Genomic DNA, 21,964 nt, shown 5'->3' with positions numbered 1-21,964 from the left:
GGCCGCGATGTCCGGGGCACCCGGGCCGGCCGTGTTGTCCGGGCCGGCCGTGGTGCCCACGGCGCCCGGGCCGGACGCTGCTCCCGCCGTGCCACCGCCCGCCACGCGAGGGAGCGGTGCCCACGACGCCGACAGGGCCGCTGGTGCCGTTGGTGTTGCCCGTGACGGTGCGGGCGGCGACAGCGACGGTTCCCCGCGCGCCGCGCGCGCCTCCTTCCTGTCCGGGCGGCTCCTGGCACGGGCGGCCGTCCTCGCCGCCCTGGCGACCGCCGTGGCGTCACTGCTGGGCCTGGTCCGGGACCAGACCATCGCTCGGCTGTACGGAGCGGGCCACGAGACCGACGCGTTCCTGGTCGCCTGGACCGTGCCGGAGGTGGCCTCCACCCTGCTCATCGAGGACGGGATGGCGCTCGTCCTCGTACCGGCGTTCAGCATGGCGCTGGCCCGCCGGGCCGCCAGGCGGGGTCCGGACCACGATCCGGTACGCGCGCTCCTGCGGTCGACACTGCCCCGGCTGCTGCTGGCCCTGAGCGCGGTCGCGGCCCTGCTGGTGGCCGCCGCGCCCTGGGTGGTGGCCGTCCTGGCCCCCGGGCTGCCCGAAACGGAACTCGCCGTCGACTGCACCCGGCTGACAGCGACCTGCGTGCTCAGCTTCGGTGTCGCGGGCTACCTCAGCGCGGCACTGCGCGCGCACGGCCGTTTTGTCGTGCCGGCGTCGATCTACATCGCGTACAACCTCGGCATCATCGCCACGATGCTGCTGGCGGGCGGCAGCCGGGGAGTAGGGGCGGCCGCCGCCGGGGTCGCCGTCGGCGGCGTTCTGATGGTGCTGTTCCAGGCTCCGGTGCTGTGGCGCGGGCTGCGGGAGGCCGGCCCGGGGCGGAAACCGGTACCGGTACCGGTTTCCGTGTCCGGTCCGTCGCCGGATCTCGGACTCGCGCCGGTGCCGACGCCGCTCGCGAACCCCGTCGCGGACCCGGCCGGAACGGCTGCCGCGGCGGACACCGTCGCCGTGCCGGCCACCGAACCGGCCCGTGGCGAGCAGCCGCCGCGGACCGCCGACAGCGGTGCCACCCCCGTCGTGTTCGCCCTGATCGCGCCCGTCGTCGCCTTCGCGCTCTGCAGGCAGTCGCAGGTCCTCGTCGAACGGTTCCTCGCCGCTCCCCTCCCCGCCGGGGCCATCTCGCACCTGAACTACGCCCAGAAGGTGGCGCAGATGCCCATGGTCCTCTCCCTCATGATCTGCACCGTCACCTTCCCCGTCGTCTCCCGCGCCATGGCCGCCGGGGAGACCGGCCGGGCGCGGCGACGCGTCGAGCGCGACCTCGCACTGGCCGCGATCATCGTGCTCATCGGCGCCGCCGCGGTCATCGCCTGCGCGCCCCAGTTCATCGACGTGCTCTTCCAACGCGGCGCCTTCGACCACTCGGACACCGCGGCCACCGCCGCCGTGATGCGCGTGTACGCGGTCGGACTGCTCGGGCACACACTCGTCGGGGCGCTCGTGCGCTGCTACTTCTCCGCCGCGCGCCCCCTCTGGTTCCCCGCCCTCGCCATGCTCGGCGGGCTCGCGCTCACCGCCGGCACGGGCGCCCTGCTCCTCCAGGCCTGGGGCGTGCTCGGCATCGCCGCCGCCAACGCCCTCGGCATCACCTCCACCGCCGCCGTGATGCTGTACGGCCTGCGCCGCCACAGCGTCCCCATCAGGACCCGGCGCACGGCCGGGGTCCTGATCCGGCTCGCCACGGCGGCGGCCGCCGCCGTGGCCGCCGGCTGGTTCTGCGCCTCCCTCGTTCCCGCGCCCGTCCTGGGAGCGGCGGCGGGCTGCACGGCCGTCGCCGCCGTCTTCCTCGGCACCGCGCGGGCCTTGCGGGTGCCCGAGACGGACACCGTGCTGCGCCCGCTCCTCCGTCCCCTGCTCCGTCTTCTCACACGAAAGTGCGCCCATGCCCGCTGACACGGTGCCCGTCCCCCTGTCCGCTCCTCTGCGGGCTGTCATGTACCACTCGGTCGCGAACCGCACGGAGGACCCCTACCAGGTGACCGTCTCGCCCGGGCGGCTCGAGCGGCAGCTGGGCTGGCTTCGCCGTCGTGGCCTGACCGGCGTCACCATGGACCGGCTGCTGCGCGCCCGCGCGCAGGGGCGTGGCGCGGGTCTGGTCGGTCTCACCTTCGACGACGGTTACGCGGACTTCCTGGAGCGGGCCGTACCGCTGCTGCGCCGGTTCGGGTTCACCGCCACCGTCTTCGTGCTCCCCGGCCGCCTCGGCGGTACGAACGAATGGGACAGCCTCGGTCCGCGCAAGCCCCTCCTCACCGAGGACGGGATCCGCGCCGTCGTCGCGGCGGGCATGGAGATCGGCTCCCACGGCCTGCGCCACACGGACCTGACCAAGGCCGACGACGCCCTCCTCACCTCCGAGACCGCGCGCAGCCGCGCACTCCTGCGGGAACTGACCGGCGCCGAGGTGGCGGGCTTCTGCTACCCGTACGGAACGGTCGACGCCCGGGTCGTCGAGGCTGTGCGCGCGGCGGGCTACTCGTACGGCTGCGCCATCAACCCCGGCCCCCTCACCGGTGTGTTCGCCCTGCCGCGCATCCATGTCGGAGAGAAGGACACCGCTCTGCGGCTGCGCATGAAGTGGGCCCTGCACCGGTGGCGGCGCGAACCGGCCGCGCTCGACGCCTATCCGGTGGGGGCCGGCCTGCCTCCTGGCCCGTTCGCCGCGTCACCGGTCGCCTCGCCGGCCGCGTCGCCCACCGTCGGCCGGGAGGCATCCGTACCGGTATCGGACGCGCGGAGGTCCGGGCCGTGAGGGTGCTGCACATCATCACCGGTCTCGGCATCGGCGGGGCCGAGCAGCAGCTGCGGCTCCTGCTGCGGCACCTGCCGACCGACAGCGACGTCATCACCCTGACCAACCCGGGCGCCGTCGCCGAAGGCATCACGGCGGACGGGGTACGGGTCAGGGACCTCGCCATGGCGGGGAACCGGGACCTCGGCGCCCTGCCCCGGCTGGCCAGGCTCGTCCGGCAGGGCCGGTACGACCTGGTGCACACCCACCTCTACCGCGCGTGCCTGTACGGGCGGTTCGCGGCGCGGCTGGCGGGCGTACGGCCCATCGTGGCCACCGAGCACTCCCTGGGCGCCCGCCAGATCGAGGGCCGGCCGCTGTCCGCCGGCGCCCGGGCCCTCTACCTGGCCGGGGAGCGCCTGGGCACGGCCACGGTCGCCGTCTCGGACACCGTCGCCCGCCGACTGGAGCGCTGGGGAGTACCGCGCGACCGCATCCATGTCGTGCCCAACGGCATCGAGGTCGGACGTTTCGCCTTCGACGCGGTGGCCCGGCGCGCGACGCGCGACCGCCTCGGCCTGCCCCTCGACGCCTTCGTGGTCGGCGGGGTCGGACGGCTCACCCGTGGCAAACGGTTCGACACGCTCGTACGGGCGGTCGCCCAACTGCCCTCCGCCCGGCTGCTGCTGGTCGGGGACGGGCCCGAGCGGGCGGGGCTCGGGCGGCTGGCCGACGAGCTGGGAGCGGCCGGCCGGATCCTGCTGCACGGCGCGTGCGAGGATCCGCCGCGCGTTCCGCCTCCCGTTCCGCCTCCCGTTCCACCGGCCTGCGGCGCGCCGTGTCCGGTGAGCGGCGGGCCCGACCTGCCGTCCCTCCTGGCCGCCATGGACGTCTTCGTCTCCACGTCCCCCGACGAGTCGTTCGGTCTGGCCGTCGTGGAAGCGCTGGCGGCAGGGCTCCCGGTGCTCCACGTCACCTGTCCCGCCCTGCACGACCTGCCCCCCGAGGCGGCGCCGGGGGCGCGCCGCATCAGTGGCTCGGTCGCCGGACTGGCCGCGGATCTGCGCCCGTTCCAGGAGGCGTGCCACGCGCGGGCCCACGAATCGTGGCAGGAGGCCGGGCGGCACAGGCTGTCCGTGCCGCCGGCCGCGCTCCACTACGACATCTCCCACAGTGCCGAACAGCTGATGACCGTCTACGAGAACGCCGTGCGCGGCCCGGTCGCCGCCATCCGAGAGGTGAGTTGTCCATGAGCAAGTCGAGTCAGCCGAGTCCGTCGAGCCGGCCGAGTCAGCCGAATTCGGCGAACCAGTCCGGCAAGGCGAGTCAGCCCGGCAAGGTGAGCCCGGCGGACAAGGCCGGTCAGCCGGTCAAGGCGGGCCAGCCGGAGGACAAGGTGGGCCAGCCCTCCAAGGTGAGCCAGCCGGCCAAGGCGAGTCAGCCCTCCAAGGCGAGCCAGCCGGCCAAGGCGAGCCAGCCGTCCAAGACGGGGCAGCCGTCCAAGACCGGGCAGGCCGCCAAGACGGGGCGGACGCAACAGAAGGAGAGCGGGAAGCCGAGCCCCTCCCGTTCGGCCGCCCCGTCCCGTACGCCGGGCACACGTTCCGACGACGCCTCGAACGGTGCGACGCTGAAGCTGAGGAAGATCGTCCGCCCGGCCCGGCCCGTGCCGGACCGGGGCGCCGGCCGGCCCGCTGTCCCGCGGTCCCGCTCGTGGTCGCTGCGGCCCAAGGCGCTGCCCGTGCGGTGGGTCGTGCCGGTGGCGGTCCTCGGCGGGGCGCTGGCCGGCGGCCTCTACGGCACGCTGCGGACGCCCGAGTACACCGCCACCAGCTATGTCCTGGTGGTACCGACCGACAGGTCCGACCCGACCGCCGCGCTCGGGTTCGCGACGGCGTACGGACGGGTCGCCTCCCAGGTCGCCGTGCTCGCCGACGCGCAGATCTGGGCCGGCGTCCCGGCGGAGGAGCTCAAGTCCGCCGTACGCACGGCCACGTCACCGGACGCCCCGATGATCTCCGTGACGGCGACCTCGACGAAGCCGTCGGCCGCCGTCGCCATGGCGGACGGTGTCGCGCGTGCCCTGGTTTCCAACGGCTCCCACATGCAGGGCAGTACGAACGTACGGGTGGTCCAGCTCTCGCGCGCCGTCACCCCGAAGAGCCCGGCCTCCGTCTCCGCGCCGCTTGCGGCCCTGGTCGGCGGCTGCGCCGGCGGGCTGATCGGCGGGCTCGGGCTGCTGGTGCCGCCGAAGCGGCGGACCGACGAGGACGCCGCCGTGACGGCCGCCGCGCCCGCACCCGCCCCGGCCCCCACGGCTGTTCCGAAGGACGCGCGGACCCCGCAGGCACCGGTAACCCCGGACACTCGGGAAACTCCCGCAACTCCCGCAACCGCCGCACCCCCCGCAACTCCGGAGACCCAGGCACCCTCGGCGTCTCCCGCGGTCCCCGCGTCCCCCGCCCCCGCGTCCCCCGCCTCCCCGGCGGCGTCCGTCCCGGCACCGGCGACCGCTTCCCACCCCCAGCCGGAGCCGGTGTCATGACCGCCGGTCAGAGTGTGCGCCCCGCCGACGCCGACCCCGTCGTCCCGGTCCGGTCGCCCGCACCCGCGTCCGTACCGGCACCGGCGTGCCCGGCCGGTGCCGCGCCGAAGCCGGTGTTCACCACGGAGCTGTGCCGCGACACCGACCGCTTCGCCGAACTCGCCCCCGCCTGGGACGCGCTCCACCGCCGCTCCCGCAACGCCACCCCCTTCCAGTGCCACGCGTGGCTGTACTCGTGGTGGCTGGCGTACGGCAAACGGGGCCGGCTCCGGGTCGTCCTCGTACACCGGGACGGGGAACTGGTCGCCGCCGCACCGCTGATGCTGGTCCGGGGCGCGCTCCCGGTCCTCGTACCGATCGGCACCGGCATCACCGACTACTGCGACGTCCTGCTGGACGAAGGCCCCGACGGCCCGGCGGGCCCGGACGGGGCGGCGGTGGCCGAGGCGCTGGCGCGCGCCCTCGCGAACGCGGCCCGGACGGCGGTGATCGACCTGCGGGAGGTACGGCCGGGAGCCGCCGCCGAACGCGTCCTCGCCTGCTGGCGGGGCCCGCGCCGCGAGCTGCCCGACTCCCTCTGCCTCGAACTGCCCGCCCTCACCATGGACGAACTGCTCGGCAGACTCGCCACCGCCCGCTCCCAGCGAGCCCGCGCCAAGATGCGCAAGCTGGACGCGCTCGGCATCCAGGAACGGCCGGTGCCCGAGGCGGAGGTCCCCGACGCGGTCGGCCGGCTGCTGGGGCTGCACCGGCTCCAGTGGCAGGGGCGCGGTGTCACACAGGAACACCTCAGCGCCCGGTTCTCCGACCATCTGACCCGCGCGGTGACGTCGATGGTGGCCACCGGCACCGCGCGCGTCACCGAGTTCCGGCTGGAGGGGAAGGTGGTCGCCGCGGACCTCACCCTGATGTCGGGGCGGATGGAGGGCGGCTACCTCTACGGCGTCGACCCCACGCTGCGTGCCCGGAAGGTGGACGTGGCGACGATGCTGCTGCGCAGCGCGGTCCGGCACATCGGTGCGAGCGGCCGGAGCACGCTGAGCCTGCTGCGCGGCGACGAGCCGTACAAGCACCACTGGCGGCCCGAGACCGTGCGCAACCAGCGGCTGTTGATGGCCCGGCCGTCCCTGGCACCGGTCCTGTGGCTGGTCGCCGCCCGCGCGGCGGGCCGGAGCCGGGCCGCCGCGCTCGTCAAGCGACTACGGGCAGCGGACGGGCGGCACGGCGGCGATCAGCAGTCGAGCGCCACGAGGCCCGACCGGCGGGCGAGCGCCAAGAGCACCGGCAAGCAGGCCGGAGCCAGGAGTACCGGCAAACGGGCAAGAGCCGAGGGCGGCCGCGCGGCGCGCGAGGACAAAGGCAGGGGCAAAGGCAGGGGCAACGTCAGAGGCGGAGACAACGTCAGAGGCTGACGCCGGTGTCCGACGCCGTGCGCCGAACCGCCGGGGAGGCGGGAGCGGCCCTCCGCCGCCGCTCCCCGGCCACTGCGCCGCTCAGACCGGGAAGCGGTGGTGGTGCGGTCAGAAGTCCCGGTCCCCCCGGTCCAGCCCCTGCCATGTGAAGGGGACGCAAAGGGGCCCGCCGAGCCACCGCTCGATCCAGGAACCGAGGTTCATCGGTTCGCAGTCCTCCGCCGGCTCTTCCGGCGACCAGGGGTCTTCCGGCACCCACGGCTCCTCGGGCAACCACGAGTCCTCCGGCACCCAGGGTTCGGCCGGATCGGTTGGCGGCCCAGGACCCGAGGGGACCGGTCCCGGCTCCCCCGGCGTCGGCCTCCCGGGCTCGGTGGGCGGCGGTTCCGCCGGTGTGGGCGGCTTCCCGGCCTGACCGTACAGCGTGGAACGGAAGACCTTCGACGACTCCGGATTCTTGGCGCACTGCCATACGCCGTGCGGACAGTAATCGGTGACGGTGTTGTACAGCGGTTTGTATGTGTCGAACCAGTGCAGCATGCGGCGCACGTATTCGGGATTGTCCCCGTGACGGAACAGGCCCCACTCCGGATACGAGATGACCTTTCCGTGCTCGGCCGCGAACTCGACATGCTTGCGCAGCCCGTAGGGCTCATTCACCTGCTCGTCGAAGGTCTTGGCCGGCGGCTGGTCGTAGGAATCCATGCCGAGGATGTCCACGACGTCGTCACCGGGGTAACAGGAGGTCCAGGGAACGTCGTCCCGGCCGCGGTTCGGAGCGAAATCGAAACGGAATTTCTGTCCGGGCACGGAACGCATGGCGGTGACGATGCGGCGCCAGTATTTCCTCCACGACGCCGGATCGGGACCGCAGCGGTGCCTGTACGTCACTCCGTTCATCTCCCAGCCCAGCACGATCACCGTGTCGGGCACCCCCAGCCGCACCAGCCGTCGCGCCAGGGTCGCGAAATGCTTGTCGTAGCTCCCTCGCGCACCTCTGCGCAGCTCACGGCGGACGGTCTTGTCCCGGGCCCGCTTCTCGTGGTGTTCCAGCATGGGCACGTTGAGCACGAACAGCCGGTCCTTCTTGGCCTTCCGCCACGCGGCCCAGTCCGCCAGGAAGGAGGGCTTTCCCTCGATGTTCTCCCACACGTCGCCGGGGAGATAGGTGTGTCCGACGCGCAATTCCGTACCGCCCAGCCATTTCTGCATCTTGGCGATGCGACGCACGCCGGTCGGACCGTAATCGAGATACGCGCCCAGCGCGGGCGACGCCGCGGGTGGCGGGTTCGTCCGGCCGTCGTCGTCCGGTTCGGCCGCGTGGCTCGGCACGGGCGATGCCACTCCGGAAACGAGAAAAGCGGCCATGAGCAGCCCGGGCCAGGTCGTCCGGCGCCGCCGCTGTCGATGGGGCATGTCCGCTCCTCGTCGTTCGCACTCGTATGAGCCGGTCTCCCGGCCCGGTGATCACCTCGCTCCTCATAAGTATTTCTAGTAAGCCGAACAGGAATCCGGCCTCGGTCCTTCCGTAGACCGTCCGTGCATTTCATCCCCCGCATGGGCCATCGGCGGCCGAGCGGCGGAGGCGGGAGGGAACGGCCGACGGGCCAAGTGACGATGCGGGCGGTCCGGCTGTGCCGGGCCGCCGGGCATGTCCCTCCGGGAGAATCCGGCGTGATCCTCCCCCGACGGGCCGGGCGTGCCCGGGCGTCAGCGGCGCGTCCCCGCCGTGCTCCGCCGGTAGAGGATGGCGCCGCCGAGCAGCAGACCGGCGCTCAGCGCCGCGCCCGTGAAGAGGCCGGAGTCGACACCGGTGGACGCCAGCCGCGGGCCGGCCGGGGCGTCGGCGGCCGGTGCCGAGCCGGGGTGCGCCGGACCGTGCGGGGCGGTGGCGGGGGCGGGCGGCACGGCGCGGTCGGCGGGCGACGCGGGAACACCGGGGCCCACGGGGCTGACCGGCTCGTCGGGGCGCTGGGGCCCCGGGGGCTGCGCCGGGACGTGCGGCGTTCCCGGAGCGGGCGGGGCCGCCTTGGTCCCGCAGAAGTTGCCGAACACCGGGTTGAGGACGCCGACCACGTCCACCGAGTTCCCGCAGAGGTTCACCGGGACGTCGATCGGCACTGCCACGTTGTTGCCCGAGCCCACGCCCGGCGAGCCCTGCGCCAGCCCCGTGGCGGTGGAGCCGCCGCCCGGCCTCGGTGCGTCGGGTGCCTGCGCGTGGTCGCGGTGAATGGTCTGGCCGGGCGGTGTGCGCTCGTCGTCGGCCTGTGGTGCCGGGCGGGTCGAGTTCGCGGGAGGCGCGCCGTGGGACGGCGGGGCCGGGTGCGACTGCCGCGCCGGGGGAACGGAGGGCGAGGAGGGACGCCCGTGCACGGAGGACGCGTGCTCGGACGAGTGCGCGGACGTGCCCGATGTATTGGCGCAGACGTTGCCGAACGCGGGGTTGAGCACTCCGACCGGGTCCACGGTGTTCCCGCAGACGTTGATCGGGATCTCCACGGGTACCTGCACGTTGTTGCCCGACAGCACTCCCGGTGAGCCGACGGCGGCCCCGTCGGCCTCCACCGCGGTCGCGTAACCGCTGCTCAGGGACAGCACGCTCGACGCGGCGGCGGCGGTCAGCAGTCCCTTGCTGATGAGATCTCGCATCTGGTTTCTCCTCCTGCCGGCCGTACGGCGAGCAGTTGTGTGACTGGGGATCATCCGATCCAACGGGGACCGGTCCCGAAGCGCGTACCGCGTGCGCTTGCGGGACCGGCCACGGGCACCCTGGCGAGGGTGCCCGCACAGCGTCAGTGCGACGTCAGGGCGTCGTCACCTCTGGTACGCCGGGCCGTGGTGGCCCTTCTGCTGGCCGTGGTGGCCCTTCTTCTGGCCGTGGTGGCCCTTCTTCTGGCCGTGGTGGCCCTTCTTCTCCTCCTCTTCACCGTCCTGGTTGATGCAGACGTTGCCGAGGGAGGGGTTGAGCAGCGCGATGATGTCGATCGTGTTGCCGCAGATGTTGATCGGAATGTGGATGGGAACCGCGATGTTGTTCCCGGACAGGACGCCCGGGGAGTTGGCGACGACCGCCTCGGACTCGGCGTCGGCCATCGCGGGAGAGGCGGCGCCGAGGGCGAGGACCAGCCCCGCGGTGGCCGCAGCGATCTTCGTGCACTTCATTGTTCTGAGCCCTTTCCGCAGCGGCCAGTTCGTCCGCACGGCTTTCGTGCGTACGCGAGCGTCACCCTCTCGGGCCTCGGCTTCCACGCCCGCTGCGGGAACTCCAACGACGGGAGACAGGGGAGGAAACTGGCCTGTTTTGAAGACTTTTCGCTGTCACTCGGTTGCTGCGGCAAGGGGGTTCTTCTCACACCGTCGCGGTGTGTCGGTCATTCCGTCGGCCCGGTTCCGTGCTGTTCGTGCGATCAGGTGACGGTATGACGAAGGCCTGAGCGCACTACGGGCCGACAGGGGCGCCATTGCCCCCGTCGGCCCGCCGTCGATCCGTGGGACCGGGGTGTCAGTGTGTCCGGGTGTATCCGGACGGCCGTGTGCCGGGTCGGCGGTCAGCGGTTGCCGACGCCGTTGCCGGAGAGGATCGGGATGTCGTCCAGGAGGTGCGACAGCGGCTCGTCGCGCTTGGCCTGGGTCGAGTTCTCCGTGCACTGCTGGTTCTGCGGGTTGGACAGGACCTGGACGTCCTGGACCGCGACGTTGGCGATGACGCCCACGAGCGAGCCGGCGTTCACCTTGGCGGGCAGGCCGACGCACAGCTTGTTGAGCGAGCCCTGGATCAGCTCCGCCTGCGGGCTCATGTCGCCCTTGGTGACCTGGTTGCCGAACGACGACTCGGCGCCGTTGCCGCTGAACGAGTTCGTCCCACCGTCGTCGGCGATGGCGAACGCCGACGGTGCCGCCGCGGCGGACATGCCGATGGCAGAGGCGGCGAGGGCCGCGCCGGCCATAACCTTCTTGATCACGGTTGTTCCTCTTCTTCTCAGCGAATGCATGTGGAGCGACCTGAACAACCGGGGGCCGCCGGTTTGGTTCCGCTGCTTCACCCGATCGGTTAGTGGCGCCTCCGGCATTGCCTCCGGACGGCCGGGAGACACCGGAGTCGCCGGACCTTCCGATAAATCGCCAATCGGGCGGTATTCCCTTTCTTCGTCCTCGTAACCCTCGGTAATAGACCGTTGGAGTGAGTTGATGCGTGCGGACGGAACCTGAACGGCCGTCACGAGTTGCTCAGGGGGCCCCGGCGACAGTGGGGCATCCTTCAGAAGGGGACTCATCGTGATCAAGAAGGTCATGGCCGGCACGGCCATCGCCGCCTCCGTGGTGGGCGTTTCCGCCGCCACGGCGCCCTCCGCGCTCGCCATCGGCAATGACGGCGGCGTCACGTCGGCCAGTGGCAACTTCGCCACGCAGCAGTTCGGCAACATGGCGACGTACGGGCACATGAGCCCGCAGATCGCGCTCATCCAGGGGTCGTTCAACAAGCCCTGCATCGCCCTTCCGGCCAAGGCGAACGTCGGCTCGGTCCTCGGTCTCCTGAACATCGGGGTCCAGGACCTCAACATCCTGTCCTCGCCGCAGAACCAGCAGTGTGTCGAGAACTCGACGCAGGCCAAGGGTGACGAGGCGCTGTCGCACATCCTCAACGACATTCCGCTGCTCTCCGGGAACGGCGCGGGAAACCGCTGAGGGGGGCGGGCATCGAGTCCCGAATCCTGAGTCCCTGAGTCCCGCGTTCGTTCCGCATCCCAGGGGTCCGGAAAAGCGCAGGGAAAAGCAGGAGAGCGGAGGCCGGAACGCCGTTGAATTGGTCGCGGCGATCCGGCCTTTTTATCTGACAGGTACGTTAAGCCATTCGAGGGAACTGCCGAAACTAATCCACCCATCGGCGGGTTAAGCAAGGCGGACTCCACCGGTGGAGTCGGACTTTCCGGAAAGGTATTTAAATGAAGAAGCTGTGGGCAACCGCTGCTGTAGCGGCCTCGATCGTCGGAGCCACGGCTGCCGCCGCGTCGCCGGCGTTCGCCATCGCCGACGACGGTGGGACGAACTCGTTCAGCGGTAACGGTGCCAAGCAGGCGTTCGGCAACCAGGCGACCAAGGGCGACATGAGCCCGCAGCTGGGCCTGGTCCAGGGCACGCTGAACAAGCCCTGCATCGGTCTGCCGCTGAAGGCGAACGTCGGCTCGCTCATCGGCCTCGTGAACGTCGCGGTCCAGGACGTCAACGTGCTGTCCAACCCGCAGAACCAGCAGTGCACGGAGAACTCGACCCAGGCCAAGGGCGACGAGCCGCTGTCGCACATCCTGGACGACATCCCGGTCCTCTCCGGGAACGGTGTCGGCAACCGCTGACCTGCCGCCCGAAGGCCCGGACCGGCGCATCGCGCGCCCGGTCCGGGCCTTCGGCCTGTTCCGGGGCACCTCGACGGGGGCCGGTAGGGTGCCGGAATGCTCACCGTGACGACCGTGAACGTGAACGGCCTCCGTGCCGCCGCCAAGAAGGGGTACCTGGAGTGGCTGGAGCGGACCTCCGCCGATGTGGTCTGCCTCCAGGAGGTGCGGGCCGAGCCGCACCAGCTCCCCGAGGCCGTACGGGAGCCGGCGGGCTGGCACGTGCTCCACGCGCCCGCCGCCGCCAAGGGCCGGGCCGGGGTCTCCCTGCTGTCCCGGCGGGAGCCGGAGCGCACGCGGGTGGGATTCGGCAGCGCGGAGTTCGACGGCAGCGGGCGCTATGCCGAGATCGACCTGCCGGGCGTGACCGTGGCCAGCCTCTACCTGCCGTCGGGCGAGGTCGGTACGGAGCGGCAGGAGGAGAAGACGCGCTTCATGGCGGAGTTCCTGCCGTACCTGGCACGGCTGCGGGAGCGCGCGGCGGCCGACGGGCGCGAGGTGGTGGTGTGCGGTGACTGGAACATCGCCCACCAGGAGGCGGACCTCAAGAACTGGCGGGGCAACCGCAATTCCTCCGGCTTCCTCCCCGAGGAGCGCGCCTGGCTGACCCGGGTCTTCGAGGAGGCGGGCTACGTGGACGTGGTCCGGGCCCAGTACCCGGGGCAGGAAGGGCCGTACTCCTGGTGGTCGTACCGGGGACGGGCCTTCGACAACGACACCGGGTGGCGCATCGACCTCGTCGTCGGCTCACCTCGTCTGGCGGGGGCAGCGGTCAAGGCGTACGTGGAGCGCGCCGCCAGTCACGCGGAGCGGTGGAGCGACCACGCGCCCGTGACGGCGGTCTTCGACCTGGGGGCCGCGCCGGCGTAAGGGGCCCGGGCGGCGCCGCCCGGGCGCGGGCCGTTTCCGTGTTTCCCGTCCGCCGGGAAACGGCGCGCGTCTTGTCGTTCGCCGGCGCGGCCGCGGACGGGGGGCGCCGCTCCGTCCCTGCCCCGCCGGCGGGTCGTCCCGCGGGTACGTCAGGTCTTTCGGGCGGGTTTCGGATCGCGGGGCGGGCGGAGGCGGCGGTCCAGGGCCAGGGACAGTTCCGCCGTCACCACGCTCCGGGCCAGCGGGCGGAGTTCGGCCGGCGGCGTGGCGGCGGCGTGGTCCTGGGCCAGGGTCGCGAACAGCTCGGCCAGGGCCTCGGTGTGGGCGCGGACCCGGCGGCCGGTCTCGAGCACCGCGGCCAGCGGGATCCCCGCCCGTACCAGCGCGGCCGAGACCTCCAGCAGGTGGCGGCTGATGTGGACCAGCGCCTCGCCGTCCGTGGCGAGGTAACCGAGATCGAGGGCCGCCGCCAGGTTCTCCGGTGTGACCTCGCCCGCGAAGTGGTCGGCCAGCTCCTCCGGGGTCAGCCGCACGGGGGTCTCCTCGGTGGGCTCGCCCAGGCCCAGCACCTCGCCCACGTCCCGGCCGCTCTCGAAGGCCGTGGCGAGGTCGGCGATGCCGTTGAGGGTGTGGCCGCGCTCCAGCAGGGCCGCGATCGTGCGGAGCCGGGCCAGGTGCCGATCGTCGTACCAGGCGACCCGGCCCTCCCGGCGCGGGGGCCGCAACAGGCCGCGTTCCCGGTAGAAGCGCACGGTGCGCACCGTGATGCCCGCCTCCCGGGCCAGCTCCTCCATGCGGTACTCCATGGTCGCCAGCCTAAGGAGTCCTCGCCCCATCCCTGTCGTACCGCCGGTAACTTCCTGTCGCCCAGGCCCTACCCATGAGTAGAGAGCTGCCCTACGCTCCCCACCACGCCAGTGATTACTGGCGTGGTTCGGTGCGCTGTCGGTGACGTGGTCAGGAGGCGGAGCGGAATGGACCGGAACGAACATGTACGCGTCGCGGTGATCGGATCCGGGTTCGGCGGGCTGGGCGCCGCCGTCCGGCTGCGTCGGGAGGGCGTCACCGACTTCGTCGTCCTGGAACGCGCCGGTTCCGTCGGCGGCGCCTGGCGGGACAACAGCTATCCCGGGTGCGCCTGCGACATCCCCTCGCACCTGTACTCGTTCTCGTTCGCGCCGAACCCCGACTGGCCGCGCGCCTTCTCGGGGCAGCGCCACATCCGGGCGTATCTGGAGAAGGTCGCGGACACCTTCGGGCTCCGGCCCCATCTGCGCCTGAACCACGAGGTCCTGATGGCGCGCTGGGACCGGGCGGCGCTGCACTGGGAGATCGAGACCTCGCGGGGGACCTGCACCGCCGAGGTCGTCGTGTCCGCGACCGGGCCGCTGTCCGACCCCCGCGTCCCCGGCATACCCGGCCTCGACACCTTCCCGGGAAAGGTCTTCCACTCGGCCCGCTGGGACCACGAGTACGACCTGCGCGGCAAGCGCGTCGCCGTGGTCGGCACCGGTGCCTCCGCGATCCAGATCGTCCCGGCGATCCAGCCCGAGACGGGCCGCCTCACGCTCTTCCAGCGCACGCCGCCCTGGGTGCTGCCGCGCCGGGACCGGGCGATCTCGCGGGCCGAGCGCCGACTGCACCGGGCGGTGCCGATCACCGGCTCCGTGCGGCGGCAACTCCTCTGGGCGGTACGGGAATTGCAGGTCACCTTCTTCACCCGGCGGCACGGCGGGCCGGGACTGGTGGAGCGCCTCGCCAAGGCCCATCTCGCCCGGGCCGTCAAGGATCCCGGGCTCCGGGCCCGGCTGACGCCCTCGTACCGCATCGGCTGCAAGCGCATCCTGCTCTCCGACACGTACTACCCGGCGCTCGCCCGGCCCGATGTCGACGTGGTCGCCTCCGGGCTGGCCCAGGTGCGCGGCTCCACCCTGGTCGCGGCGGACGGTACGGAGACCGAGGCGGACGCGATCGTCTTCGCCACCGGCTTCCACGTCACCGACATGCCCATCGCCGAGCGGGTGGTGGGCGCCGACGGCCGTACGCTCGCGGAGGCGTGGCGGGACGGGATGGAGTCGCTGCGCGGTGCGACCGCGGCCGGGTTCCCCAACTGGATGACGATCATCGGACCCAACACCGGGCTCGGGAACTCCTCGATGATCCTGGTGATCGAGTCCCAGCTGAACTACCTCGCCGACTACCTGCGGAAGCTGGACGACCTCGGCGGCCGGGGGAGCGACGGGGGCGCGGACCTGGCCGGCCGGGTGGCGCTGGACGCGCGCCCCTCGGCCGTACGCGCCTGGAACCACCGGGTGCAGGAACGCATGAAACGCACCGTATGGAGTACGGGCGGCTGCACGAGCTGGTATCTCGATGGGAAAGGGCGTAACACCACCATCTGGCCCGGTACGACGGCCGAGTTCCGGCGGGCCACCCGGGAGGTCGATCTCGCGGAGTACGACGTCATCCGCCCCTTCCGCGACGGGCCGGACGACGCGACGACGAGCGTGAACGAGAGGGAGGTTGTCCGATGAGCGGGCTGCCCGAGGGGCGTGAACTGACCGCCGTCTCCGCCGACGGTTCACGCATCCATGTCGAGGTCTTCGAACCCCCGGACGCCGGTTCCGGTGGCGGTTCCCTCGCCGGTGGTGCCAGTGCCAGTGCCAGTGCCAGTGCCGGTGACGGGCGGCCGGACGACGGTGGGCGCGCACGTCGGCCCGCCGTCGTGCTGGTGCACGGCTGGACCTGCTCCCTGCGCTTCTGGGCACCACAGATACGGGGTCTCGGCGCCGACCACCGGGTGATCGTCTACGACCAGCGCGGGCACGGCCGTTCACCGCTGCCCGGTCCGGGCGGCTACTCCACCGAGGCCCTGGCCGACGATCTGGAGGCCGTACTCACCGCCACTCTGGAGCCGCACGAGAAGGCCGTGCTCGTCGGGCACTCCATGGGCGGGATGACGCTGATGGCCGCCGCGCCCCGGCCCGTCCTCCGGCGGCACGCGGCGGCCGTCGCGCTGTGCAGCACGGCCAGTTCACGGCTGACCGCCGAGAGCCTGGTGCTCCCGCTCCGCCCCGGCCGGCCGCGTACCCGGCTCACCCGGCTGATCCTCGGCGCGCGCTTCCCGCTCGGGCCGGTCACACCGGTGTCGAAGTGGCTGCTGCGGTACGGCACGATGGGCCCCCGCTGCGCCCCCGAGGCGGTCACCGAGTGCGCCACGCTCGTGCATGCCTGCGCCCGGCCCAGCAGGGTCGGCTGGGCACATGTCCTCGACGCGCTCGACCTCGACGCTTCGGTACGGGAGTTGAGGGCACCCACCGCCGTACTCGTCGGCACGGCCGACCGGCTGACCCCGCCGGTGCACGCGCGGGCGCTGGCGGCGGCTCTGCCGGACTGCGTCGGTCTCACCGAACTCCCCGGGGCGGGACACATGACACCGGTGGAGGTGCCCAGGGCCGTCACGGCGGCGATACGCGACCTGAGTGCCCGTCACCTCGGCGCGACGGAGGGAGTGGCATGAGCGGCGGTACCGGTGTTGTCCCGCCCTGGCCGCGGACGTGGACCCGGACGCGGACCCGGCGCCGCTCCGGGGTGCTGGACGGGCGGGTCGCGGTGGTCACCGGCGCCGCGCGCGGTGTCGGTGAGCTGCTGGCGCGCAAGCTCTCCGCGCGGGGTGTGAAGGTGGCGCTCGTCGGGCTGGAGCCGGAGGAGCTGAAGCGGGTCGCCGCCCGGCTGCACGCCGACTGCGACCTGTGGCACGCGGACGTCACGGATGACGAGGCGATGGCCCGCGTCGCGCGGGAGGTCAAGGAGCGCTTCGGGCGGATCGACATCGTCGTGGCCAACGCGGGCGTGGCCACCGGCGGACCGTTCGTGGACTCCGACCCGGACGCGTGGCGGCGGGTCGTCGAGGTGAACCTGATCGGCAGCGCGGTGACCGCCCGGACGTTCCTGCCGATGCTGCGGGAGAGCGGGGGCTACCTCCTCCAGATCGCCTCGCTGGCCGCGCTGGCCCCGGCGCCGATGATGACCGCGTACTGCGCGTCCAAGTCGGGCGTCGAGGCGTTCGCGCACAGCCTGCGCACCGAGGTCGCCCACGAGGGCGTCGGGGTCGGGATCGGCTACCTGTCCTGGACGGACACGGACATGGTGCGGGGCGCGGACCGCGACGAGGTGATGCGCGAGCTGCGCGAACGGCTGCCGTGGCCGGCGAACCGCACCTACCCGCTCGGCCCGGCCGTGGACCGGCTCGTCGAGGGGATCGAACGGCGCTCCCCGCATGTGTACGGGCAGGGGTGGCTGCGCTCGTTGCAGGCCGTGCGCGGATGTCTGCCGGGGCTCATCGCCCTGGCCGGACGGCGCGAGATGCGGCAGTTCGGGCCCCGGCTGGCGGGTCTGCGCCGGGGGCTGGTGGGCGCGGGCGGGGAGGCGGACGAGCAGGAGCGTGCGGGAGGGGCGCGAGGGACGGGAGGGCGGTGACCCGGCGGTGAAGGTGTGAGAACCCGCAGTGGGCGGCAGTGGGCCAGTGGGGCGCCGGGGAGGTGCGGTCGCGGGCAGGCCGGAACTGGCCGAAATGCGCTTGATGTCCGGGCGTGTCAGTCTGGTCGAGGCCCCACCCGGGCGGTCGAGGCCTCGGCCACGACGACCCCCTTGTGCCCCGCCACGCCGTTCCTCGGACACGTCGGTGGGGCCTCGACGAGTGTCACACCACTACGCCGCGGCCGGGCTCGGTCGGTTCCGTTCTGGTTCCGTCCGAGCCCGGCCGCGGCGCCGCCCACACCTGTCAGGAGTGACTTTCCATGGGCATTTCCGACCAGTTCAAGGACAAGGCGCAGCAGCTCGGTGACCGTGCGAAGGACGAGATGAAGGACATGAAGGACAAGGAACGCCAGTCCGGCCAGTCCCAGCGGTCCGGGCAGCGCGGCCAGTCGGCGAAGCCGGGCCAGGGCGCGCAGGGCGCGCAGGGCGCACAGGGCAAGGACCGGGCGCGCGGCGGGCGCGACCAGGGACAGCGCGCGGGGCAGGACGCACGCGGGGACATGCGCAAGGGCATGCACGAGGACATGGACGAGGACATCGACCTCGACCACTGAGCCGCCCCGCTCCGCCGAGCCCGGGCAGTCGAGCACGGGCAGGTGAGTGGCGCACCCGGCGTCTTCCGGGCGCGCCACTCGCGTACGCCGTCCGTCCTTGGCGGCCTGCCTCGCCCTCAGTCGGTCTTGCGGGGCGGCAGTCCCGGGCGGCGCAGGTCCGGGACGGCTCCGTAGCCCGGCGGGGCCGCCGCCGGCTCGGCCGCCAGCAGGTCCAGCGCCGCCCACACCGCGTCGTCGAGCTGTGCGTGCCGGCCCTCCGCCCAGTCCAGCGGTGTGCGCAGGGCCTCGATGTCCGGCTCCACGCCGTGGTTCTCCACGGACCAGCCGTACGCGTCGAACCAGGCCGCGTTCATCGGGACCGTGATGACCGTGCCGTCGACCAGGCGGTGCCGGCCCGTGATGCCGACGACCCCGCCCCAGGTGCGCTGGCCGACCACCGGGCCCAGCTTCAGCAGCCGGAAGGCCGCGGTGATCATGTCGCCGTCGGAGGAGGTCGCCTCGTCGGCGAGCGCGACGATCGGGCCCCGCGGCGCGTTGGAGGCGTAACTGACGGGCTGGGCGTCGCGGGTCAGGTCCCAGCCGATGATGCGCCGGGTGAGCTTCTCCACGACCAGTTCGCTGATGTGGCCACCCGCGTTGCCCCGTACGTCCACGATCAGCGCGGGGCGCGAGACCTCCAGCCGCAGGTCGCGGTTGAACTGCGCCCAGCCGGAGCCGCCCATGTCGGGGATGTGCAGATAGCCGCACCGGCCGCCGCTGATCTCCCGGACGACCTCCCGGCGTTTGGCGACCCAGTCCTGGTAGCGCAGCGGCCGTTCGTCGATGAGCGGGACGACGGCGACCCGGCGGGCGCCGCCCTTGCGGCCGGCGGGGCGGAAGGTGAGCTCGACGGTGGTGCCCCCGGCGGCGGCGAGCAGCGGGAAGGGGCCGGCGACCGGGTCGACGGGCCGGCCGTCCACATGGGTGAGGACGGCACCCTCGCGGATGCCCGTACCGGCCAGCGGCGAGCGGGCCTTGGAGTCGGAGGACTCCCCGGGCAGGATGCGCTTGACGAGCCACTCGCCGTCCCGGCAGACCAGGTTGGCGCCGAGCAGGCCGATGGGCCGCTGGTAGTGCGGCGGGCCCTCGTCCCGGCGCGCGGGCGTGACGTACGCGTGGGACGTGCCCAGTTCGCCGAGGACCTCGCGGAGCAGGTCGGCGAACTCGTCGGGAGAGGCGACGCGTTCGACCAGCGGCCGGTACTGGGCGAGGATCGCGTCCCAGTCGATGCCGCACATCTCCGGCTCCCAGAAGTAGGCGCGGATGAGCCGGCCGGCTTCCTCGTACGCCTGCCGCCACTCGGCCTCGGGATCGACGTCGTGCAGGATCCGGCGCAGGTCGAGATGGACGGTGGAGTCGCCGTCACCGGGCTCGGTCGCGGGTACGGCGCGCAGTTCGCCGTCGTCCACGACCACCAGCCGGGAGCCGTCACCGCTCGCCGCGAACCAGTCGAGATGCCCGACCAGTTCGCTCTTGCGCGCCTTCACGATGTCGAAGTGTTCGAGGGTGGGGCGGCCGGACATGTCGGCGGGGTTGGCGAACGTCTCCCCGAGCGCGCCCGAGATCGGCCAGCGCAGCCAGACCAGGCCGCCACCGCTGACCGGGTGCAGGGCCGAGTACTTGGACGCGGTGACGGGGAACGGGGTGACCCGCTCGGGCAGGCCCTCGACCTCGACCGTGACCGTACCGTCGCCGGAGTCCCCGACGTCCGGGTCGAGTCCGCCGGCCGCGGGCCTGCCGTCCGGCAGCAGGGCGAAGGGGGACGGGGTGGCGGAGGAGAGGGGCACGAGGTACGGACGGCAGCCCAGAGGGAAGGAGAGGTCGCCGGTGTGCACGTCGTACACCGGGTCGAAGCCGCGCCAGGAGAGGAAGGCGAGATAGCGGCCGTCGCTGGTGAAGACCGGGTTCTCGTCCTCGAAGCGGCCATTGGTGACGTCGACGACCGTACGGGCGAAGCTGCCCGCGATCTTGGCGAGCTTGATCTGGCGGAGGGAGCGGCCGACGCCGGGGTGGGACCAGGCGAGCCATTCGCCGTCGGGGGAGAAGGCGAGGTCGGCGACGGGGCCGTTGATGGAGCGGATGAGCTCGGTGATGGCGGGTGAGCCGGGTGGCTCGGGCGTGCCGGAGGTGCCAGAGGTGTCGGAGGGCTGGGCTGTGTCCGGCGGTTGGGGCGTGTCGGATGCGGCGGACGGCAGGGGCGTGCCCGACGGCCCGGATGACGGGGGTGTCTGGGATGACGCGGGCGGTTGGGAGGATTCGTTGGGCTCAGCGGTCTCGGCCGCCTGCGCTGTCTTTGTCCCCTCCGCTGCCTCGGGGCTCTCTGTCGCCTCTGTCGCCTCGGGGGCCTCGGCGGTTTCGGGGCCTTCGGCGGTTTCGGTGTCGGCCGGTGGCGCCTCGGCCGTCGTTCCCGTTCCCGCACCCGCCTCCGCCTCGGCCTCTTCCGCTTCTTCAGCCTCTTCTGTTTCCTCTTCCTCGTCGAGGTCCGCCACGTCTATCAGCAGCAGCCTGCCGTCGTGCGTGGCGATCGCGATCCGTTCGCCGTCCGGGTCCGCCACCATCTCCTCGACACGCCCCAGCCGGCCGGACGCCAGCCGCCGGGGCTGCCGGTCGCCGCTCGCCCGGGGCAGGTACGCGATCTCGATCGCGTCCTCGCCGTCCGCGTCGGTGATGTACGCGACCTCTCCGCCGCTGCCCAGCATCACGGGGAACCGGACCCGTACGCCCGGCGTGTCCGCGATCGTGCGGGCGGGGCCGTCGCGGTGCGTGAGCCAGTACAGGCTGCCGCGCACGTTGACCGCGCTGGCCCGCCCCGTCATGTCCACGGATATCCCGTCGACGTGCCCGGCCGCGGGGATCTGGTAGCCGCGCCGGCCCGTGCGCTGCCCGCCGAGCCGTATGTCCAGCCTGCGCGGCTCCGAGTCCGGGGTCAGCGCGTCGACCAGCCATATCTCGCCCGCGCACTGGTAGACGACCCGGCGCCCGTCGGAGGAGGCGTGGCGGGCGTAGAAGGCGTCGTGGTCGGTGTGGCGGCGCAGGTCCGTGCCGTCGGGGAGACAGGAGTAGAGGTTGCCCACACCCTCGTGGTCGGAGAGGAAGGCGATGCGCCCCGAGACGAACATCGGGGAGTCCAGGTGGCCGCCGATGTCCGCGAGCAGCCGCTGCCCGTGCAGCCAGAGCCGGCCGGTCGCACCGCCCCGGTAGCGCTTCCAGGACGCGGGCTCGTGCGGGGGCTTGCCGGTGAGCAGGAGCGTGCGGTGCTCGCCCTCGACGTCCGCGACGGCGATGTCCGACACCGGTCCCCAGGGCAGCGCGCTGCCGGGGGAGCCGTCGGTGGGCAGGGCGTAGGCCCAGGCGAAGTACGAGAAGGGCCGGCCGTGCGAGGAGACCGCCAGGATCTGGGACCGGCCGTCCTCGTCCGGCGGCGTCCAGCCGCAGACGCGGGTGTCGGTGGCCCCCCAGTAGGTCAGTCGGCGCACGGCGCCGCCGTGGACGGGGGCGAGGTGGATCTCCGGGTCGAGGCTGCGCCAGTTCGTATAGGCGATGTGGCGCCCGTCCGGGGAGAAGCGGGGATGCCCGATCCTGGTCCGGTCGACGGTGATCCGCCAGGCCCGTTCGGGCCGCCCGCCGGGCGCGGTGAGGGGGGCGACCCAGAGGTCGTCCTCGGCGGCGAAGCACAGCAGGTCGTCGTGCAGGTGCGGGAAGCGTAGGTACGCGACGTCGTCACTCACCCCGCCCATGCTCCCCTTTCGGCGCGCGGTTCGCCTCCGGGACGGTGTTTTCCGTGCCTGCGCCCAGGGCTGTGGTACACGACACAAGCGAA

Annotated in this window: 17 protein-coding genes and 1 pseudogene; 12 read left to right on the top strand and 6 right to left on the bottom strand. The window is 72.8% G+C overall.

What is annotated here, in order from left to right; genetic code table 11:
* Positions 1-7: 7 nt before the first annotated feature.
* From murJ to IG02_RS0116925, 5 genes and pseudogenes are all read left to right on the top strand, one after another.
* On the top strand, positions 8-1,957 hold the full coding sequence (murJ, locus tag IG02_RS0116945) for a lipid II flippase MurJ (RefSeq protein WP_063756796.1): 1,950 nt from the start codon (positions 8-10) through the stop codon (positions 1,955-1,957).
* Between the two features lie 40 nt (positions 1,958-1,997).
* Positions 1,998-2,678 (top strand): annotated as a pseudogene (locus IG02_RS0116940) (polysaccharide deacetylase family protein); the annotation flags it as partial.
* 134 nt (positions 2,679-2,812) lie between these two features.
* Positions 2,813-4,048: a glycosyltransferase gene (locus tag IG02_RS0116935; RefSeq protein ID WP_030747984.1), complete on the top strand. Its 1,236-nt coding sequence runs from the start codon at positions 2,813-2,815 to the stop codon at positions 4,046-4,048.
* The gene (locus tag IG02_RS42160) at positions 4,045-5,340 is read left to right on the top strand and encodes a hypothetical protein (RefSeq protein ID WP_199814031.1); all 1,296 of its coding nucleotides are present in this window, start codon (positions 4,045-4,047) and stop codon (positions 5,338-5,340) included. Before IG02_RS0116935 ends, IG02_RS42160 begins: the two co-directional genes overlap by 4 nt.
* Positions 5,337-6,752 carry a GNAT family N-acetyltransferase gene (locus IG02_RS0116925; protein WP_063756794.1) on the top strand — a complete coding sequence of 472 codons (1,416 nt, stop codon included), beginning with the start codon at positions 5,337-5,339 and terminating at the stop codon, positions 6,750-6,752. Before IG02_RS42160 ends, IG02_RS0116925 begins: the two co-directional genes overlap by 4 nt.
* A gap of 108 nt (positions 6,753-6,860) precedes the next feature.
* Here IG02_RS0116925 and IG02_RS0116920 read toward each other — a convergent pair whose 3' ends face one another.
* From IG02_RS0116920 to IG02_RS0116905, 4 genes are all read right to left on the bottom strand, one after another.
* A complete protein-coding gene (locus IG02_RS0116920) occupies positions 6,861-8,168 on the bottom strand; it encodes a glycoside hydrolase family 26 protein (RefSeq protein WP_030747975.1) in 1,308 nt (435 codons plus the stop codon).
* A 294-nt stretch (positions 8,169-8,462) separates the two neighbouring features.
* Positions 8,463-9,401 (bottom strand): chaplin, encoded by a 939-nt coding sequence (locus tag IG02_RS43620; protein ID WP_030747972.1) that lies wholly within the window; start codon positions 9,399-9,401, stop codon positions 8,463-8,465.
* A gap of 165 nt (positions 9,402-9,566) precedes the next feature.
* Positions 9,567-9,914 carry a chaplin gene (locus tag IG02_RS0116910; RefSeq protein ID WP_063756793.1) on the bottom strand — a complete coding sequence of 116 codons (348 nt, stop codon included), beginning with the start codon at positions 9,912-9,914 and terminating at the stop codon, positions 9,567-9,569.
* 386 nt (positions 9,915-10,300) lie between these two features.
* On the bottom strand, positions 10,301-10,711 hold the full coding sequence (locus IG02_RS0116905; RefSeq protein ID WP_030747956.1) for a rodlin: 411 nt from the start codon (positions 10,709-10,711) through the stop codon (positions 10,301-10,303).
* A gap of 316 nt (positions 10,712-11,027) precedes the next feature.
* Between IG02_RS0116905 and IG02_RS0116900 the strand changes: the two genes are divergently transcribed.
* From IG02_RS0116900 to IG02_RS0116890, 3 genes are all read left to right on the top strand, one after another.
* Positions 11,028-11,438 (top strand): rodlin, encoded by a 411-nt coding sequence (locus IG02_RS0116900; protein WP_030747954.1) that lies wholly within the window; start codon positions 11,028-11,030, stop codon positions 11,436-11,438.
* Positions 11,439-11,695: 257 nt separating this feature from the next.
* The gene (locus tag IG02_RS0116895) at positions 11,696-12,103 is read left to right on the top strand and encodes a rodlin (RefSeq protein ID WP_030747952.1); all 408 of its coding nucleotides are present in this window, start codon (positions 11,696-11,698) and stop codon (positions 12,101-12,103) included.
* A gap of 96 nt (positions 12,104-12,199) precedes the next feature.
* Entirely contained in the window at positions 12,200-13,012 is an 813-nt protein-coding gene (locus IG02_RS0116890) for an exodeoxyribonuclease III (protein ID WP_030747950.1), read from the top strand.
* A gap of 149 nt (positions 13,013-13,161) precedes the next feature.
* On the opposite strand, the gene IG02_RS0116885 is transcribed toward IG02_RS0116890, so the two are convergent.
* The gene (locus IG02_RS0116885) at positions 13,162-13,806 is read right to left on the bottom strand and encodes a MerR family transcriptional regulator (RefSeq protein WP_037803201.1); all 645 of its coding nucleotides are present in this window, start codon (positions 13,804-13,806) and stop codon (positions 13,162-13,164) included.
* 180 nt (positions 13,807-13,986) lie between these two features.
* On the opposite strand from IG02_RS0116885, the gene IG02_RS0116880 reads away from it, so the two are divergent.
* The 4 genes from IG02_RS0116880 to IG02_RS0116865 all read left to right on the top strand — a co-directional run bounded on the left by IG02_RS0116880 (position 13,987) and on the right by IG02_RS0116865 (position 18,105).
* Positions 13,987-15,546, top strand: a complete 1,560-nt coding sequence (locus tag IG02_RS0116880) for a flavin-containing monooxygenase (protein ID WP_030747937.1) — start codon at positions 13,987-13,989, stop codon at positions 15,544-15,546.
* Entirely contained in the window at positions 15,543-16,532 is a 990-nt protein-coding gene (locus IG02_RS0116875; RefSeq protein ID WP_030747934.1) for an alpha/beta fold hydrolase, read from the top strand. The genes IG02_RS0116880 and IG02_RS0116875 overlap by 4 nt, the downstream gene beginning before the upstream one ends.
* Positions 16,529-17,491 (top strand): SDR family oxidoreductase, encoded by a 963-nt coding sequence (locus tag IG02_RS0116870; protein WP_078854530.1) that lies wholly within the window; start codon positions 16,529-16,531, stop codon positions 17,489-17,491. Before IG02_RS0116875 ends, IG02_RS0116870 begins: the two co-directional genes overlap by 4 nt.
* 320 nt (positions 17,492-17,811) lie before the next feature.
* Complete coding sequence (locus IG02_RS0116865) at positions 17,812-18,105, top strand: hypothetical protein (protein ID WP_030747932.1); 294 nt, start codon at positions 17,812-17,814, stop codon at positions 18,103-18,105.
* A 116-nt stretch (positions 18,106-18,221) separates the two neighbouring features.
* Here the strand turns inward: IG02_RS0116865 and IG02_RS0116860 are convergent, their stop codons facing one another.
* Positions 18,222-21,881 (bottom strand): S41 family peptidase, encoded by a 3,660-nt coding sequence (locus IG02_RS0116860; RefSeq protein ID WP_063756792.1) that lies wholly within the window; start codon positions 21,879-21,881, stop codon positions 18,222-18,224.
* Positions 21,882-21,964 lie beyond the last annotated feature (83 nt).

This window comes from Streptomyces sp. NRRL F-5135 (assembly GCF_000719775.1).
Taxonomy (GTDB): domain Bacteria; phylum Actinomycetota; class Actinomycetes; order Streptomycetales; family Streptomycetaceae; genus Streptomyces; species Streptomyces hebeiensis.
This window is presented reverse-complemented; position numbering and strand designations above follow the sequence as displayed.

Bases quoted from the DNA above. Each gene is read 5' to 3' on its own strand.
- IG02_RS0116885 (WP_037803201.1), bottom strand. From the start codon at position 13,806: ATGGAGGAGCTGGCCCGGGAGGCGGGCATCACGGTGCGCACCGTGCGC.
- IG02_RS0116910 (WP_063756793.1), bottom strand. From the start codon at position 9,914: ATGAAGTGCACGAAGATCGCTGCGGCCACCGCGGGGCTGGTCCTCGCC.
- IG02_RS43620 (WP_030747972.1), bottom strand. From the start codon at position 9,401: ATGCGAGATCTCATCAGCAAGGGACTGCTGACCGCCGCCGCCGCGTCG.
- IG02_RS0116880 (WP_030747937.1), top strand. From the start codon at position 13,987: ATGGACCGGAACGAACATGTACGCGTCGCGGTGATCGGATCCGGGTTC.
- IG02_RS0116860 (WP_063756792.1), bottom strand. From the start codon at position 21,881: ATGGGCGGGGTGAGTGACGACGTCGCGTACCTACGCTTCCCGCACCTG.
- IG02_RS0116925 (WP_063756794.1), top strand. From the start codon at position 5,337: ATGACCGCCGGTCAGAGTGTGCGCCCCGCCGACGCCGACCCCGTCGTC.
- IG02_RS42160 (WP_199814031.1), top strand. From the start codon at position 4,045: ATGAGCAAGTCGAGTCAGCCGAGTCCGTCGAGCCGGCCGAGTCAGCCG.
- IG02_RS0116870 (WP_078854530.1), top strand. From the start codon at position 16,529: ATGAGCGGCGGTACCGGTGTTGTCCCGCCCTGGCCGCGGACGTGGACC.
- IG02_RS0116895 (WP_030747952.1), top strand. From the start codon at position 11,696: ATGAAGAAGCTGTGGGCAACCGCTGCTGTAGCGGCCTCGATCGTCGGA.
- IG02_RS0116875 (WP_030747934.1), top strand. From the start codon at position 15,543: ATGAGCGGGCTGCCCGAGGGGCGTGAACTGACCGCCGTCTCCGCCGAC.
- IG02_RS0116920 (WP_030747975.1), bottom strand. From the start codon at position 8,168: ATGCCCCATCGACAGCGGCGGCGCCGGACGACCTGGCCCGGGCTGCTC.
- murJ (WP_063756796.1), top strand. From the start codon at position 8: ATGTCCGGGGCACCCGGGCCGGCCGTGTTGTCCGGGCCGGCCGTGGTG.
- IG02_RS0116865 (WP_030747932.1), top strand. From the start codon at position 17,812: ATGGGCATTTCCGACCAGTTCAAGGACAAGGCGCAGCAGCTCGGTGAC.
- IG02_RS0116890 (WP_030747950.1), top strand. From the start codon at position 12,200: ATGCTCACCGTGACGACCGTGAACGTGAACGGCCTCCGTGCCGCCGCC.